The sequence below is a fragment of the Streptomyces sp. NBC_00190 genome, assembly GCF_036203305.1.
In the GTDB taxonomy this organism is placed as follows: domain Bacteria; phylum Actinomycetota; class Actinomycetes; order Streptomycetales; family Streptomycetaceae; genus Streptomyces.
Genome location: NZ_CP108131.1, coordinates 1376344 through 1391439, shown reverse-complemented (window position 1 = coordinate 1391439; position 15096 = coordinate 1376344). Strand labels below are relative to the sequence as shown.

The window sequence follows — 15096 nt, the reverse complement described above, 5'->3', positions numbered from 1 at the left end:
GCGGTCCGGCACATGAACGGCCAGTGGTACGACGCCGACGCGGGCCCGCTCGTCCGTCCGTACGCCATGACCGGCGGGCGGACGAAACCCGGACCCCACGGAGTCCGCTTCGACCTGATCGCGCTGGTCGTCGTGGATCCGCAGGGTACGGACGAGGCGGCCGAGTCGCTGCTCGGTCCCGAACACCGGGCGCTGCTCGGACTCTGCCGGTCCGAGACGCAGTCGGTGGCGGAGCTCGCCGCCGACGCGGACCTGCCGGTGGGGGTGGTGCGGGTGCTGCTCGGCGACCTGCTGGAGGGCGGGCACGTCAAGGTCAGCAGGCCGGTACCGCCCGCACAGCTGCCGGACGAGCGGATTCTGCGGGAAGTCATCGAGGGATTGCGAGCACTGTGATGGGACAACACGACAACGGACCCGCCCCGGCCGCGGTTCCCGGCGAGGACACCGAACTGGCCGCGCTCTCGCTGAAGATCCTGGTGGCGGGCGGCTTCGGGGTCGGCAAGACCACGCTGGTGGGCGCGGTGAGCGAGATCAGACCGCTGCGGACGGAGGAAACGCTGAGCGAGGCGGGCGAACTGGTCGACGACACCGGTGGGGTGGACCAGAAGACCACCACGACCGTGGCCATGGACTTCGGCCGGATCACCATCCGGTCCGGGCTCTCCCTGTACCTGTTCGGCACGCCGGGTCAGGACCGGTTCTGGTTCCTGTGGGACGAACTGTCGCAGGGGGCGCTGGGAGCGGTGGTGCTCGCCGACACGCGTCGGCTGGAGGACTGCTTCCCGGCGGTGGACTACTTCGAGCACCGGCGCATCCCGTTCGTGGTCGCCGTCAACTGCTTCACGGACGCGCTGCGGTACGGGGCGCACGACGTGTCGCGGGCGCTGGACCTGGATCAGGGGACGCCGGTGGTGCTGTGTGACGCGCGGGACAAGGACTCGGGGAAGGAAGTGCTGATCAGGCTGGTCGAGTACGCCGGGCGGGTGCATACCGCCCGGCTGCTGGACTCGGTGGAGCCGCAGGCCGATTCGGTGTGAACCGGACCGGCCCGCGGAGGTGGGGGCGTCGGGTGGGCGGCCCCCGTCAGTCCGCCACCCCGCCTAGGGTGGTCACCTTGTCGATGGGGACCCTGACGAGGAGTTCGGTCGCGACGGCGTTGCGGCGGCCGAAGTCCTCCGCGCGCTCCTCGCCCATGTAGCGGGCGGCGATCGTGGTCGCCCAGGCGAGCATTTCGTCCTCGTTCCCGGCGTACTCGCTGATCTGGGCCCGGCCCTGGAGCACGACGAAGGAGAACGGCGGGCGGTCGTCGTCCACGCACAGCGCGACCCGGCCGTCACGGGCCAGGTTCCGTCCCTTCACCGTGTCCTTGCCGGTGTTGAACACGAAGGAGTCGCCGTCGAGCACGAACCAGATGGGAGCGATATGGGGACTGCCGTCCTCACGGACGGTGGAGAGCTTCCCGGTGCGAGTGGAATGGGAGACGAAGGCCCGCCATTCCTCTTGAGTCATCTTCTTCGCCATGGGGACATCCTCCTTGCCGGAAAGGGGCTGGTGGGGAAGGCTTGCGGCACGACTACGCGGGGTGGGGCGCGGCCATGCCGGCCGCGTCGACGGGGAGGGGTTCGCAATGGCACTGGACAAGCAGCTCGACTGGCTGCTGGACGACCTGACGCGCAGGGTCCAGCAGGTGCGGCATGCGGTGGTGCTGTCCAACGACGGCCTGGTGACGGGCGCGAGTGCGGGGCTGGCGCGGGAGGACGCGGAGCACCTGGCGGCCGTCGCCGCCGGTCTGCAGAGCCTGGCGAAGGGGTCGGGGCGGCACTTCAGGGCCGGGGAGGTCCGGCAGACGATGGTCGAATACGACGAAGGGGTCCTCTTCGTGATGGCGGCGGGCGCGGGCAGTTGCCTGTGTGTGCTGAGCGCCTCCGAGGCGGACATCGGGCAGGTCGCGTACGAGATGACGTTGCTGGTCAACCGGGTGGGTGAGCACCTGGGCGTCGCGGAGCGGCGCATCACGGGCGGCTGAGTTATCCACAGGCCCCGCGGGGTGTCGTCGCGCTGAGTTACGGTCTTCACGCAGAGTAATCGATGCTCGTGGGGGGAGACCGTGATGATGCCGATGGAGACGACCGTGCTGCGGGACGCCGTGACCGCCGAGGCCTTGGTGGGCGGCGTGCGGGCCGCTGGGGAACTGGGGCTGAGCCGGGGCGAGTTCGCCAGAGCCGTTCAGCTGGGGATCGTGCGGGCGGCCGGGCCGCCCGCGCCCGGCGGGGCCGCGCGCTACACGCGGGCCGAGCTGGAGCGGGTCAGGTCGGCCGAGGGCCGGCCGGGCACGGAGTGGCCGGAGGCTCTGCGCGAACGGGTGGCCACCGTGGGCGGGGCGGAGGCGGCGGCGGGGGTACTGGGGGTCGGCCCGAGCCGGTTCACGCGGCTCGCGCGCTGCGGGCACGTCGCCCCGGTCGGCTACCGCGTCAACCGCTACCGGGCGGTGGTGTGGCTCTACCTGGTCGCGGAGCTACGGGAGTTCGCGGCGCGGGAGCCGGCGATACTGCGCGGGACGGCACGTGAGGCGGACCGGGAGCTGATGGCGGCCAAGGCGGACCTGCGTCCGCGGAAGTGGCGCGGGCGGCGTGTCGGGCTGCTGCTGAGACGGACCGCCGACTCCTGGGAGCGCGCCGCCGTACTGGCGTCCGTACTCCCGGAGGAAGAGCTGCGGCAGGCCGTGCCCGACCCGGCGGAGCGGGTCGTGCTGGCCGCCCTCGCCCCACCCCCACCGTACGGGCATCCGCAGGTCCCGGCGGCCGTGGCCGTGGCCTTGCGCTTGCTGAAGGCCGAGCTGCCGGAGGAGATCCACTGGTACCGCACGAGCCTGGACTTCGCGCTGACCGGGGCCCGCGGTCAGTCGAAGTCGACGGGGGAGAGGGGGCCGACGTAGACCCAGGCCCCCTCCTCGCGGGAGAAGGCGCTGTGCTCGTGCAGGGAACCCGTGTGCCCGCCCTCGCGGTAGTGCGCCCGGAACTCCACCGAGCCCTCCGTCTCGAACATCCCGCCGCGCTCGGTGGCGAGGATCTCCAGCCGCTCCCAGCACTGCCCGGGATCCAGGTCGAGCCGGGACGGCCGGGTCGAGGGGTGCCAGGAGCGCAGCAGGTAGGCGGTGTCGCCGACGGCGAAGGCACTGAACCGGGAGCGCATCAGCTTCTCGGCGGTGGGTGCCTGCTGAGCACCGGAGTGGAAGCGGCCGCAGCACTCCGGGTAGGTGGCGGGCAGACCGCAGGGGCAGGGGAGGGCCGGGGTGGGCATGGGTGTGCTCGGTTCCTCGTGGAGGGCGGGGACTTCGGGAGGTGCCTGGACTACGGGGGTTGGCTGGACTGCGGGGGGTGCCCGGACTACTGGGCCGGCGGGGCCGACCCGGCGGGCCGGGGCGGCTTGGCGGGGTACGGGCGGAAGAGGCCTTCCTGGACCACGGAGACCAGCAGCCTGCCCTCCAGGTCGTAGATACGGCCCCGGGCCAGGCCCCGGCCGCCGTGCGCGATGGGGGACTCCTGGTCGTACAGGAACCACTCGTCCGCCCGGAACGGGCGGTGGAACCACATGGCGTGATCCAGGCTCGCCATGTCGAACCCGCGCATCCCCCACAGGGGTTCTACCGGGATGCGCACGGCATCGAGGAGGGTCATGTCACTGGCATAGGTGAGGGCGCAGGTGTGCACGAGCGGGTCGTCGCCCAGCGGGCCGACCGCCCGCATCCACACCGCGCTGCGGGGATCGGCGTCCTTGAGCTCCTCGGGAGTCCAGCGGAGCCGGTTCACGTACCGGATGTCGAAGGGCTGGCGGCGGGCCATCCGCTCCAGCGTCTCGGGCAGGGCGCCCAGGTGTTCGCGGATCTCGTCCGCGACCTTCGGGAGCGTGTCCGGATGAGGAACGTGGTGAGGAGGCAGCTGGTGCTCGATGCTGCCCTCCTCCGGATGGTGGAAGGAGGCGGTGAGATTGAAGATCGTCTTGCCCTGCTGGACCGCGGTGACGCGGCGCGTGGTGAAGGACCGCCCGTCGCGCACCCGCTCCACCTGGTACACGATCGGCACCCCGGGGAGACCGGGGCGCAGGAAGTACGCGTGCAGTGAGTGGACCGGGCGGCCGCTCTCCGTGGTGCGGCCGGCGGCCACCAGCGCCTGGCCGGCGACCTGGCCGCCGAAGACGCGCTGGAGGGACTCCTGCGGGCTGGCGCCGCGGAAGATGTTGACCTCGATCTGCTCCAGATCGAGCAGGTCGACCAGTCTCTCGGCGGGGTTCGTCATCAGAGGATCTCCACTGTCGGTGGTGGGGACGGCGGGACGCCGGTGGCGGTCAGAGCGCGCCGAGCTCGCCGACCGAGGTGACCCGGATGACAGCCCGGCCCTCCTCGTCGGAGGCCGCGAGGTCGACCTCGGCGCTGATGCCCCAGCCATGGTCCCCGTTCGGGTCGGCGAAGGTCTGGCGGACCCGCCACAGGCCGTGCACCGGGTCCTCCTCGATCTGCAGCAGCTTCGGGCCGCGTGCGTCGGGACCGGTGCCCAGGTCGTCGTACTCGTCCCAGTACCCGTCCATGGCCTCGCCCCAGGCGTCCGCGTCCCAGCCGGACTCGGCGTCCAGTTCGCCCAGCACGTTGACGTGGTCGAGGGCGGCCAGCTCAACCCGGCGGAACATCGCGTTGCGGACCAGCACGCGGAAGGCGCGCCCGTTCGCGGTGACCGGCTTGACCTGGTCGGCCTTCTCCTGGGCCTGCTCCGCCGTCTCCACCTCCGGGTTCGCCAGCTGCTCCCACTCGTCGAGCAGGCTGGAGTCCACCTGGCGGACCAGCTCGCCGAGCCAGGCGATCAGGTCCTGGAGGTCCTCGGACTTGAGGTCGTCGGGGATGGTGTGGTCCAGCGCCTTGAACGCGCTGGCCAGGTAGCGCAGCACGATGCCCTCGGTGCGGGCCAGCTCGTAGAAGGAGGTGAACTCGGTGAAGGTCATCGCGCGTTCGTACATGTCGCGGATGATCGACTTCGGGGAGACGGGGTGGTCGCGCACCCACGGGTGGCTCTTGGCGTACACGTCGTAGGCGTGGAAGAGCAGCTCTTCGAGCGGCTTGGGATAGGTGACGTCCTGGAGCCTTTCCATCCGCTCCTCGTACTCGATCCCGTCGGCCTTCATCTGGCCGACCGCGATGCCGCGCTCCTTGTTCTGCTGGGCGGCCAGGATCTGGCGCGGGTCGTCCAGCGTGGACTCCACGACGGACACCATGTCCAGCGCGTAGGAAGGGGACTCCGGGTCCAGCAGGTCGAAGGAGGCGAGCGCGAAGGTGGAGAGCGGCTGGTTGAGTGCGAAGTCCTGCTGGAGGTCGACGGTGAGCCGGATGGTGCGGCCCTCCGCGTCAGGGCTGTCGAGCTTCTCGACCACACCGCCGTCCAGCAGCGAGCGGTAGATCGCGATGGCCCGGCGGATGTGCCGCAGCTGGGCCTTGCGCGGCTCGTGGTTGTCCTCCAGGAGGTGGCGCATCGCCTGGAAGGCGTCGCCCGGCCGGGCGATGACCGACAGCAGCATGATGTTGGTGACCTTGAAGCGCGAGGTCAGCGCCTCCGGATCGGCGGCGATGAGCTTCTCGAAGGTGGTGTCCGACCATGCCACGAAGCCCTCGGGAGCCTTCTTGCGCACCACCTTGCGGCGCTTCTTCGGGTCGTCGCCCGCCTTGGCGAGGGCCTTCTCGTTCTCGATGACGTGCTCGGGCGCCTGTGCGACCACGTAGCCCGCCGTGTCGAAGCCGGCCCGGCCCGCGCGGCCGGCGATCTGGTGGAACTCGCGGGCGCGCAGGGTGCGGACCCGGTTGCCGTCGTACTTGGTGAGCGCGGTGAACAGCACCGTACGGATCGGGACGTTGACGCCGACGCCGAGGGTGTCGGTACCGCAGATGACCTTCAGCAGACCGGCCTGGGCCAGCTTCTCGACCAGGCGTCGGTACTTGGGCAGCATGCCGGCGTGGTGCACGCCGATGCCGTGCCGGACGTAGCGGGACAGGTTCTGGCCGAACTTGGTGGTGAAGCGGAAGTTGCCGATCAGGTCGGCGATCTTGTCCTTCTCCTCGCGGGTGCACATGTTGATGCTCATGAGCGACTGCGCCCGCTCGACCGCCTGGGCCTGGGTGAAGTGCACGATGTAGACGGGAGCCTGCCGGGTCTCCAGCAGCTCGGTGATCGTGTCGGTGATCGGCGTGGTGACGTACTCGTACGAGAGCGGGACGGGCCGGGTCGCGGAGCGGACCACCGAGGTGGGCCGGCCGGTGCGCCGGGTCAGCTCCTCCTCGAACCGCTTCATGTCGCCGAGGGTCGCGGACATCAGGATGAACTGCGCCTGCGGCAGCTCCAGCAGCGGGATCTGCCAGGCCCACCCGCGGTCCGGCTCGGCGTAGAAGTGGAACTCGTCCATCACGACCTGGCCGATGTCGGCGTGCTTGCCGTCGCGCAGGGCGATGGAGGCCAGCACCTCGGCGGTGCAGCAGATCACCGGGGCGTCCGCGTTCACCGAGGCGTCGCCGGTCAGCATGCCGACGTTCTCGGTGCCGAAGAGCTTGCACAGGTCGAAGAACTTCTCCGACACCAGTGCCTTGATCGGGGCGGTGTAGAAGGTGACCTTGTCCTGGGCCAGGGCGGTGAAGTGCGCGCCCGCGGCGACGAGGCTCTTGCCGGAGCCGGTCGGGGTGGAAAGGATCACGTTCGCCCCGGAGACGACCTCGATCAGCGCCTCCTCCTGAGCCGGGTACAGGGTGATGCCCTGGTCCTCCGCCCACGAGGAGAAAGCCTCGAAGAGGGCGTCGGGGTCGGCGTTCGGCGGGAGCTGATCAATGAGGGTCACACCCCCCATCTTGCCTGGCTTCCCCCCGGATCAGGGAACCGGCCGACGGAGGGAAGATCACCGACGGTACGCTGTGCCGTCGATGCGGCCCGAATGAAACAGTCACCGGGCCCGACCAGCACACCACCGGGGCGGGGAACGACCATGATGGGTCCGGCGCATTCACTCTCCGGGGCGGCGGCCTGGCTGGGGGTGGGCGCGGCCACCGCGGCCGCCGGGCACCCCATGCCGTGGCCGGTCCTGGTCGTCGGGGCGCTGATCTGTGCCGGAGCCGCCCTCGCCCCCGATCTCGACCACAAGTCGGCGACGATCTCGCGCGCCTTCGGCCCGCTCTCCCGCGGACTGTGCGAGGTGGTCGACAAGATCTCCTACGCCGTCTACAAGGCCACGCGCTCGCCGAAGGACGCCCGCCGCACCGGGGGCCACCGCACCCTGACGCACACCTGGCTCTGGGCCGTCCTGATAGGCGCAGGTGCGTCCGCGCTCGCCGTGACCGCCGACCGCTGGGGCGTGCTCGCGCTGCTCTTCGTCCACCTGGTGCTCGCGGTCGAAGGCCTGCTGTGGCGGGCCGCCCGGATGTCCAGCGACATCCTCGTCTGGCTGCTCGGCGCGACCAGCGCGTGGATCCTGGCCGGTGTGCTCGACCAGCCCGGCAACGGCGCGGGCTGGCTGTTCACCGCGCCGGGGCAGGAGTACCTCTGGCTCGGCCTGCCGATCCTGCTCGGAGCCCTGGTCCACGACATCGGCGACGCCCTGACCGTCTCCGGCTGCCCGGTCCTGTGGCCGCTCCCGATAGCCGGCAAGCGCTGGTACCCGATCGGCCCGCCGAAGATGATGCGCTTCCGGGCCGGCAGCTGGGTGGAGCTCAAGGTCCTCATGCCGGTGTTCCTGCTGCTCGGCGGCTTTGGCGGCGCCTCGGCCCTCGGTTTCATCTAGGACCGGTCCCGGACGCCGAGGGGCGGCCGGACCCCCCGGTGGTCCGGCCGCCCCCCGGTCGCCCCGCGCACCGGGGTCACCCGTGCCAGGACCGCCACAGCGCCGCGTACGCGCCGTCGGCGGCGACCAGCTCGTCGTGCGATCCGAGTTCGCTGATCCTGCCGCCCTCGACCACCGCGATCACATCCGCGTCGTGCGCGGTGTGCAGCCGGTGGGCGATCGCGATGACCGTACGGCCGTCCAGCACCCGGGCCAGCGAACGCTCCAGGTGCCGTGCCGCACGCGGGTCCAGCAATGAGGTCGCCTCGTCCAGCACCAGCGTGTGCGGGTCCGCCAGCACCAGCCGGGCCAGCGCGACCTGCTGCGCCTGAGCCGGGGTCAGCGCCGTGCCCCCGGAGCCGACCTCGGTGTCCAGGCCGGCCTCCAGGGCGCGTGCCCAGCCGTCCGCGTCCACCGCACCCAGCGCCGCCCACAGCTCCGTGTCCGCGGCGCCCGTCCTGGCCAGGCGCAGGTTGTCCCGCAGCGAACCCACGAACACGTGGTGCTCCTGGTTGACGAGTGCCACGTGCTCGCGCACCCGCTCCGCCTGCATCCGCGACAGCCGCGCCCCGCCGAGGGTGATCTCGCCGGTCCGCGGCGCGTAGATGCCCGCGAGCAGCCGGCCCAGCGTGGACTTGCCCGCACCCGAGGGGCCGACGAGCGCCATCCGGGTGCCCGGCGGCACGGACATCGACACCTCGTGCAGTACGTCCACGCCCTCCCGGTAGCCGAAGCGCACCTCGTCCGCCCGGACCTCCCGGCCCTCGGGCCCGACCCTCGGGTCCCCGGCGTCCGGCTCGATCTCCCGCACGCCCACCAGCCGGGCCAGCGAGACCTGGGCGATCTGCAGTTCGTCGTACCAGCGCAGGATCAGCCCGATCGGATCGACCATCATCTGGGCCAGCAGTGCACCCGTGGTCAGCTGTCCCACCGACATCCAGCCCCGCAGCACGCAGTACCCGCCGATCATCAGCACGGAGCCGAGGATCGTCACGTACGTGACGTTGACGACGGGGAACAGGACCGTCCGCAGGAACAGCGTGTACCGCTCCCACGCCGTCCACTGCTTGATCCGGCGCTCGGACAGCGCGATCCGGTCCTTCCCGAGACGGTGCGCCTCGACCGTGCGGCCCGCGTCCACCGTCTCGGTGAGCGCGGCCGCGACCGCCGCGTAGCCGGCCGCCTCCGAGCGGTACGCCGACGGCGCCCGCCGGAAGTACCAGCGGCAGCCGATCACCAGCACCGGAAGCGCCACCAGCGCGGCCAGCGCGAGCTGCGGCGCCGTCACCGCGAGCGCCCCGAAGAGCAGCCCCGCCCACACCACGCCGATGGCCAGCTGCGGCACGGCCTCGCGCATGGCGTTGGCGAGCCGGTCGATGTCGGTGGTGATCCGCGACAGCAGGTCACCGGTGCCCGCGCGCTCCAGCACACCGGGCGGCAGCCCCACGGACCGCACCAGGAAGTCCTCGCGCAGATCGGCGAGCATCTCCTCGCCGAGCATCGCCCCGCGCAGCCGGACCAGCCGGACGAAGAGCGCCTGGACGGCGAGAGCCACCGCGAACAGCAGCGCCACGCGCTCCAGATGGAGCTCCCGCGCCCCCGCCGCGAGATCGTCCACGACCCGGCCCAGCAGGTACGGGCCGACCATGGAGGCGATCACCGCGACGGCGTTGACGCCCACCAGCACCGCGAAGGCCCGCCGGTGTCGCCGGAACAGGCCGCGCACATAGCCCCGTACGGTCGCCGACGTGCCCACGGGCAGGGTCGCGGCCGACTCGGGGGCCGCCGGATCGTACTCCGGCGGTGCCACGCCGATCATGCGGATTCCTCGATCTCTGTGAGTGCTTCTTCCAGCTCGGTCAGCCCGTGGGGCGCGACCTGCTGCTCCTCTTCCGTCTCGCGCGTGACGACCGCCCGGTAGAGCGGTTCGCCGTGCAGCAGTTCGCGGTGCGTACCGACCGCCGCGACCGTGCCCTCGTGGATGAGGACGACCCGGTCGGCGCGGTCCAGCAGCAGCGGCGAGGACGCCAGGACCACGGTGGTGCGCCCGGCGCGCAGGGACGCGACCCCGTCGGCGATCCGTGCCTCGGTGTGCGAGTCGACCGCCGAGGTCGGCTCGTCCAGCACCAGCACCTCCGGGTCGGTCACCAGGGAGCGCGCCAGCGCGAGCCGCTGGCGCTGCCCGCCGGACAACGACCGGCCGCGCTCGGTGATCCGCGCGTCCATAGGATCGTCGACCCCGTCCGGCGCCGACTGCAGCAGCGCGTCCAGGACGTCCGCGCACTGGGCCGCCGCCAGGGCCGCACCGGACGGGGTCGCCCCCGAGGACGGTACGTCGAACAGCTCGCGCAGGGTCCCGGACAGCAGGACCGGATCCTTGTCCTGTACGAGGACCAGCGTGCGCGCGGTGTCCAGCGCGAGCTCGTCCAGCGCGACCCCGCCGAGGAGCGCCGAGGGTCCGGCGGCGGCATCGGCGTCCGCGTCCATCGGGTGGCCGCCGAGACGCTCCGCGAGCCGGCCCGCCAGGTCCGGGTCCCCGCACACGACGGCGGTGAACCGGCCTGCGGGGGCCAGCAGTCCGGTCTGCGGGTCGTACAGGTCCGCGCCCGGGGACGGCGCCTCGGGTGCCTCGGCGGCCGGCGGCCGCTCGGCGGCGTCGGTACGGGTCAGCGACAGCACCCGGGCAGCCCGCTTGGCCGAGGGCCGCGAGAACGAGTACGCCATGGCGATCTCCTCGAAGTGGCGCAGCGGGTACAGCAGCGTGGCCACCGCGCTGAACACCGCGACGAGTTCACCCACCGCGATGCGCCCGTCCGCCACGAGCGCGGCGCCGTACCAGACCACCGTGATCAGCAGCGTGCCCGGCAGGAGTACCTGGATCGCCGAGATCAGCGCCCACATCCGGGCACTGCGCACGGCCGCCTTGCGGACCTCCTGCGATGCCTCGCGGTAGCGGCCGAGGAAGAGCTCCTCGCCGCCGATGCCGCGCAGCACCCGCAGACCCGCGACGGTGTCGGAGGCCAGCTCGGTGGCCTTGCCCGCCTTCTCCCGCTGGATGTCGGCGCGTCGGGTGGCGCGGGGCAGCAACGGCAGCGCCGCCAGGGCGACCAGCGGCACCCCGAGCGCCACGACCACGCCCAGCTCGGGCGCGTAGAACAGCAGACCGATGCAGACGAGCACGACGGTGAACGCGGCGGCGAGGAAGCGGGAGACCGCTTCGACGAACCAGCCGATCTTCTCGACATCGCCGGTGGAGACCGCGACCACCTCGCCCGCGGCGACCCGGCGGGTCAGGGCGGAGCCCAGCTCGGCGGTCTTGCGCGCCAGCAGCTGCTGCACGCGAGCGGCGGCCGTGATCCAGTTGGTGACGGCCGTCCGGTGCAGCATGGCGTCGCCGAGCGAGATGGCGGCGCCGAGCAGCACCAGCAGCCCGCCGACGAGGAGCAGCCGGGTGGAGTCGCGGTCGACGACCGCGTCGATGCCCGTGCCCACCGCGTACGGCAGTCCGGCGATGCCGCCGAAGTGCACCAGTCCCCAGCACAGGCTCTTGAGCTGTCCGCCGAGCTGACCCCGGCCCAGCCACACCAGGAACCGGGGCCCGGAGCGGGCGTCCGGTACCCCGGGGTCCGGATACGGAAGATCGCTGATCTGCATGACGCCCCATGACTGGTCGAGTGGTCCAAACCGTGCAAGGTTCGCCTTCCTGACCGGAGCCGGGCAATCGATTTTCCGTCCCCCACGCCTCGCCGCGGGGAGGTTTACGGGCCCGCCCTACGACGTAGCGCGAGGTCAGAAAAGCGACTCAGGGGCGGGTGGCACGCTCCAGTTCGAGCAGAACCGAGTGATAGCCACGCCCGGTCGCCCGCTCCATGCCCACCTCGCACATCCGGTTCGCCGACAGGTGCGCGTCGAACGGCCGCGCCGTCACCTCGGCGGCCTCGCGTGCCGTCGCCGAGGCCGTCAGCTCGGGGTGCAGCATGCCCCGGTCACCCGCGAAGGCGCAGCACCCCGCGTCGTCCGGAACCACCACCTCGTCGGCGCACGCCTCGGCGACGGTCCGCAGCTGTCCCTCGTCACCCAAGTGCCGCATCGAACAGGTGGGATGGAGGACCGCCGAGCCGGCCGTGCGACGGATCTCCAGGTGCGGCAGGAGCTCCTCGGCCGCCCAGACCACCGAGTCGACGATGCGCAACTGCGCGTGCAGGGACCGGTTCCCCTCCGTCAGGTAGGGGACGACCTCGTGGGCGATGCCCAGGGTGCAGGAGGAGGCGTCGACGACCAGCGGCAACCGTCCGCCGGCGGTCCAGCCCCAGGCCGCCTCGACGATGCGGTTGGCCATCACCCGGTTCCCGGCGTCGTAGCCCTTGGAGTACCAGATCGTCGCGCAGCAGGTGCCGGTCACGTCACGGGGGATCCACACGGGCTTCCCGGCCCGCTCCGACACGGCCACCACGGCCTGTGGCAGGGAGGGCCCGGGCCGGTCGTCGGGACCGCCGAAGATCCGGTTGACGCAGGACGGGTAGTACACCGCCGAGGCGCCCACCCGCCGGGTGGAGGGCAGTCGCCGCGCCGCGGCTCCGGGGATCTGCGGCAGCCACCGCGGCACCAGGTCCGGTCGTACGGCCTTGCGGGCGGCCCCTGTGACAGCCTCGAGCAGGCGGTCCCCGAACCGGCTCCTCACCTGATCGGCGGTGGCCACCGCGAGCCGGGTGGCGGTCTCGACGGCACGGAACCGCCGCGCGGCCAGCTCCGCGGCCCGCTCCTCGCGGGCGCTGTGCCGGCGGTGGCGGAAATCCCTCATCAGCGCGCCGGTGTCGATGCCGACCGGGCAGGCCGGCTTGCAGGTGGAGTCGGCCGCGCAGGTGTCGACGGCGTCGTAGCCGTAGGAGTCGAGCAGCCCGTCCAGCACCGTGGAGCCGGGCTGCTGGCGGGTCATCTCGCGGCGCAGCACGATCCGCTGGCGCGGAGTGGTCGTCAGGTCCCCGCTGGGGCAGGTCGGTTCACAGAATCCGCACTCGATGCACGGGTCGGCCACCTCCTCCACCCGCGGAATGGTCTTCAGACCGCGCAGGTGCGCCTGCGGGTCGCGGTCGAGGAGGATCCGCGGGGCGAGCACCCCCTCCGGGTCGACGACTCGTTTGGTGCGCCACATCAGTTCGGTGGCCTTGGCCCCCCACTCCAGTTCCAGGAAGGGCGCCATGTTGCGCCCGGTGGAGTGCTCGGCCTTCAGCGAGCCGTCGAAGCGTTCCACGGTGAGCCGGCAGAAGGCGTCCATGAAGGCCGCGTACCGCTCGACGTCCGCCGGGTCGGCGGCGTCGAAGGCGAGCAGGAAGTGCAGGTTGCCGTGGGCGGCGTGCCCGGCGACGGCCGAGTCGAAGCCGTGCTCCGCCTGGAGTTCGAGGAGCGCCTCGCAGGCCTCGGCCAGCCGGGACGGGGGCACCGCGAAGTCCTCGGTGATCAGCGTGGTGCCGGGGGCGCGAGCTCCGCCGACGGCGGCGATGAAGGCCCTGCGAGCCGTCCAGTAGCCGCCGATGGTCCTGGGGTCCCGGGTGAAGGCGTTGGTGACCGAGGCAACCGGGGCGACGAGGTCGAGTCCGGCGAGCAGCCGCGTCGCGCGGCGCTCGTACGCGTCCCGGCCGGCCTCGTCCGGTGCGCGGAACTCCACCAGCAGGGCGGTGGTGTCCTTGGGCAGGTCAGCCCAGTCGGCGGGGACGCCCGCGACGCTGACCGAGGCCCGCAGGGTGTTGCCGTCCATCAGCTCGACGGCGAAGGCGCCGGCCTCGTTGAAGAGCGGTACGGCGGCGGCCGCGGCGGGCAGCGAGGGGAAGAACAGCAGGGCGGAGCAGAGTTCGCGGTCCAGCGGGAGGGTGTCGAAGACGACCTCGGCGATGAAGCCGAGGGTGCCCTCCGACCCGACCGTCAGCCCGCGCAGGATCTCCACGGGGGTGTTGCCGTCCAGATAGGCGTCGAGCCGGTAGCCCGTGGTGTTCTTGATCTCGTACTTGGCGCGGATCCGGGCGACCAGCGCGGGGTCGGCCTCGATCTCCGCCTTGATCCCCATCAGCCCGTGGCACAGGGCCGGCTCGGCGCGCGCCAGCTCCTCGTCGGCCAGCGGGTCCGCCGTGTCCACCACCGTGCCGCCCGGGAGCACGAGGGTGAGGGAGGAGAGCGTGCGGTACGAGTTCCTCGTGGTGCCCGCCGTCATGCCCGAGGCGTTGTTGGCGACGACTCCGCCGAGGGTGCAGGCGATGGCACTGGCCGGGTCCGGGCCGAGCACGCGGCCGTGCCGGGCGAGGGCGGCATTGGCCCGGAAGACGGTGGTGCCGGGCCGGATCCGGGCCAGCCGGCCTCCGTCCAGCACCTCGATGCCGGCCCAGTGGCGGCGTACGTCGACGAGGATGTCCTCGCCCTGGGCCTGCCCGTTGAGCGAGGTGCCCGCGGCACGGAAGACGACCTCGCGCCCGCGGCCGTGGGCGTACGAGAGGACCGCGGAGATGTCGTCGATGTCCTCGGCGATCACCACGACCTGGGGGACGAAGCGGTAGGGGGAGGCGTCGGAGGCGTAGCGGACCAGGTCGGAGATCTTCCACAGCACCTTCTCGGGGCCGAGCAGCTCGGCCAGCTCGGTGCGCAGCGGTTCCGGGGTGCCGGCGGCCCGGTGCCCGGGCACCCGGTCGGGGGCGGGGCCGCTGATGCTGCGCGGGCGCAGCGCCCCGGGCCTCGGTTCCAGCAGCGGCATGTGGGACCCCTCGCCTCATCGCGGCCCACGCGTGGCCCCGTCAGCAGCGGCGCTCCGCCGGGGCGTCCGACAGGGCGTTCAGCAGTCCGCCGAGCACCTCGCGCTGTTCGGCGGTCAATGGGGCCAGGATCTCCTCTGCCGCGTCGGTCCGCGCGTTGCGCAGACGGCGCAGCGTGGCGCGGCCGGTGTCGGTGAGCTCGATCCGTATGACGCGGCGGTTCGCGGGGTCGGGCGCGCGGCGCACGCATTCGGCCGCCTCCAGGCCGTCCACGAGGGTGGTCACGGCGCGCGGGACGACCTCCAGGCGGGCGGCGAGATCCGCCATTCGTGGTGCCTGGCCGTCCTCGTAGTGCGAGACGAGGCGCAGCAGCCGACCCTGGGCGGGAGTGATCCCGAGCGGTTCCATGTGGCGCTTCTGGATCCGGTGGAGCCTGCGCGTCAGGCGCAGCAGCTGTTCGGCGAGGAGGCGATCGGTGTCGGAGGCGGAGCTCATGCCGGGAACGATATCAGGACCC

General features: G+C 72.1%; 13 protein-coding genes. 5 read left to right on the top strand and 8 right to left on the bottom strand.

The genetic code is table 11. From position 1 onward, the window contains the following. The first annotated feature begins 12 nt into the window (after nt 1-12). Nucleotides 13-393 carry a DUF742 domain-containing protein gene (locus OG429_RS06900; RefSeq protein WP_328924407.1) on the top strand — a complete coding sequence of 127 codons (381 nt, stop codon included), beginning with the start codon at nt 13-15 and terminating at the stop codon, nt 391-393. Continuing rightward, a complete protein-coding gene (locus OG429_RS06895; protein WP_328924406.1) occupies nt 393-1037 on the top strand; it encodes a GTP-binding protein in 645 nt (214 codons plus the stop codon). The genes OG429_RS06900 and OG429_RS06895 overlap by 1 nt, the downstream gene beginning before the upstream one ends. A gap of 46 nt (nt 1038-1083) precedes the next feature. Here the strand turns inward: OG429_RS06895 and OG429_RS06890 are convergent, their stop codons facing one another. Then, the gene (locus OG429_RS06890) at nt 1084-1521 is read right to left on the bottom strand and encodes a PPOX class F420-dependent oxidoreductase (protein WP_328924405.1); all 438 of its coding nucleotides are present in this window, start codon (nt 1519-1521) and stop codon (nt 1084-1086) included. 106 nt (nt 1522-1627) lie between these two features. Between OG429_RS06890 and OG429_RS06885 the strand changes: the two genes are divergently transcribed. Then, entirely contained in the window at nt 1628-2026 is a 399-nt protein-coding gene (locus OG429_RS06885; protein WP_328924404.1) for a roadblock/LC7 domain-containing protein, read from the top strand. A gap of 84 nt (nt 2027-2110) precedes the next feature. Beyond that, nucleotides 2111-2935, top strand: a complete 825-nt coding sequence (locus OG429_RS06880) for a DUF6397 family protein (RefSeq protein ID WP_328924403.1) — start codon at nt 2111-2113, stop codon at nt 2933-2935. Here OG429_RS06880 and OG429_RS06875 read toward each other — a convergent pair. The 3 genes from OG429_RS06875 to OG429_RS06865 all read right to left on the bottom strand — a co-directional run bounded on the left by OG429_RS06875 (nt 2899) and on the right by OG429_RS06865 (nt 6867). After that, the gene (locus tag OG429_RS06875; protein ID WP_328924402.1) at nt 2899-3300 is read right to left on the bottom strand and encodes a YchJ family protein; all 402 of its coding nucleotides are present in this window, start codon (nt 3298-3300) and stop codon (nt 2899-2901) included. The genes OG429_RS06880 and OG429_RS06875 overlap by 37 nt on opposite strands. A gap of 86 nt (nt 3301-3386) precedes the next feature. After that, a complete protein-coding gene (locus OG429_RS06870) occupies nt 3387-4295 on the bottom strand; it encodes an acyl-CoA thioesterase (protein ID WP_328924401.1) in 909 nt (302 codons plus the stop codon). A 49-nt stretch (nt 4296-4344) separates the two neighbouring features. Further along, a complete protein-coding gene (locus tag OG429_RS06865; RefSeq protein WP_328924400.1) occupies nt 4345-6867 on the bottom strand; it encodes a DEAD/DEAH box helicase in 2523 nt (840 codons plus the stop codon). 144 nt (nt 6868-7011) lie between these two features. Between OG429_RS06865 and OG429_RS06860 the strand changes: the two genes are divergently transcribed. Continuing rightward, entirely contained in the window at nt 7012-7803 is a 792-nt protein-coding gene (locus OG429_RS06860) for a metal-dependent hydrolase (protein WP_328924399.1), read from the top strand. 76 nt (nt 7804-7879) lie between these two features. Here OG429_RS06860 and OG429_RS06855 read toward each other — a convergent pair whose 3' ends face one another. The 4 genes from OG429_RS06855 to OG429_RS06840 all read right to left on the bottom strand — a co-directional run bounded on the left by OG429_RS06855 (nt 7880) and on the right by OG429_RS06840 (nt 15074). Then, a complete protein-coding gene (locus OG429_RS06855) occupies nt 7880-9661 on the bottom strand; it encodes an ABC transporter ATP-binding protein (RefSeq protein ID WP_328924398.1) in 1782 nt (593 codons plus the stop codon). Beyond that, nucleotides 9658-11496 (bottom strand): ABC transporter ATP-binding protein, encoded by a 1839-nt coding sequence (locus OG429_RS06850; protein WP_328924397.1) that lies wholly within the window; start codon nt 11494-11496, stop codon nt 9658-9660. Before OG429_RS06850 ends, OG429_RS06855 begins: the two co-directional genes overlap by 4 nt. A 148-nt stretch (nt 11497-11644) precedes the next feature. Next, entirely contained in the window at nt 11645-14581 is a 2937-nt protein-coding gene (locus tag OG429_RS06845; protein WP_328924396.1) for an FAD-binding and (Fe-S)-binding domain-containing protein, read from the bottom strand. 40 nt (nt 14582-14621) lie between these two features. Further along, nucleotides 14622-15074, bottom strand: coding sequence for a MarR family winged helix-turn-helix transcriptional regulator (locus OG429_RS06840; protein WP_328924395.1), 453 nt, complete (start codon nt 15072-15074; stop codon nt 14622-14624). Between the last annotated feature and the right edge of the window lie 22 nt (nt 15075-15096).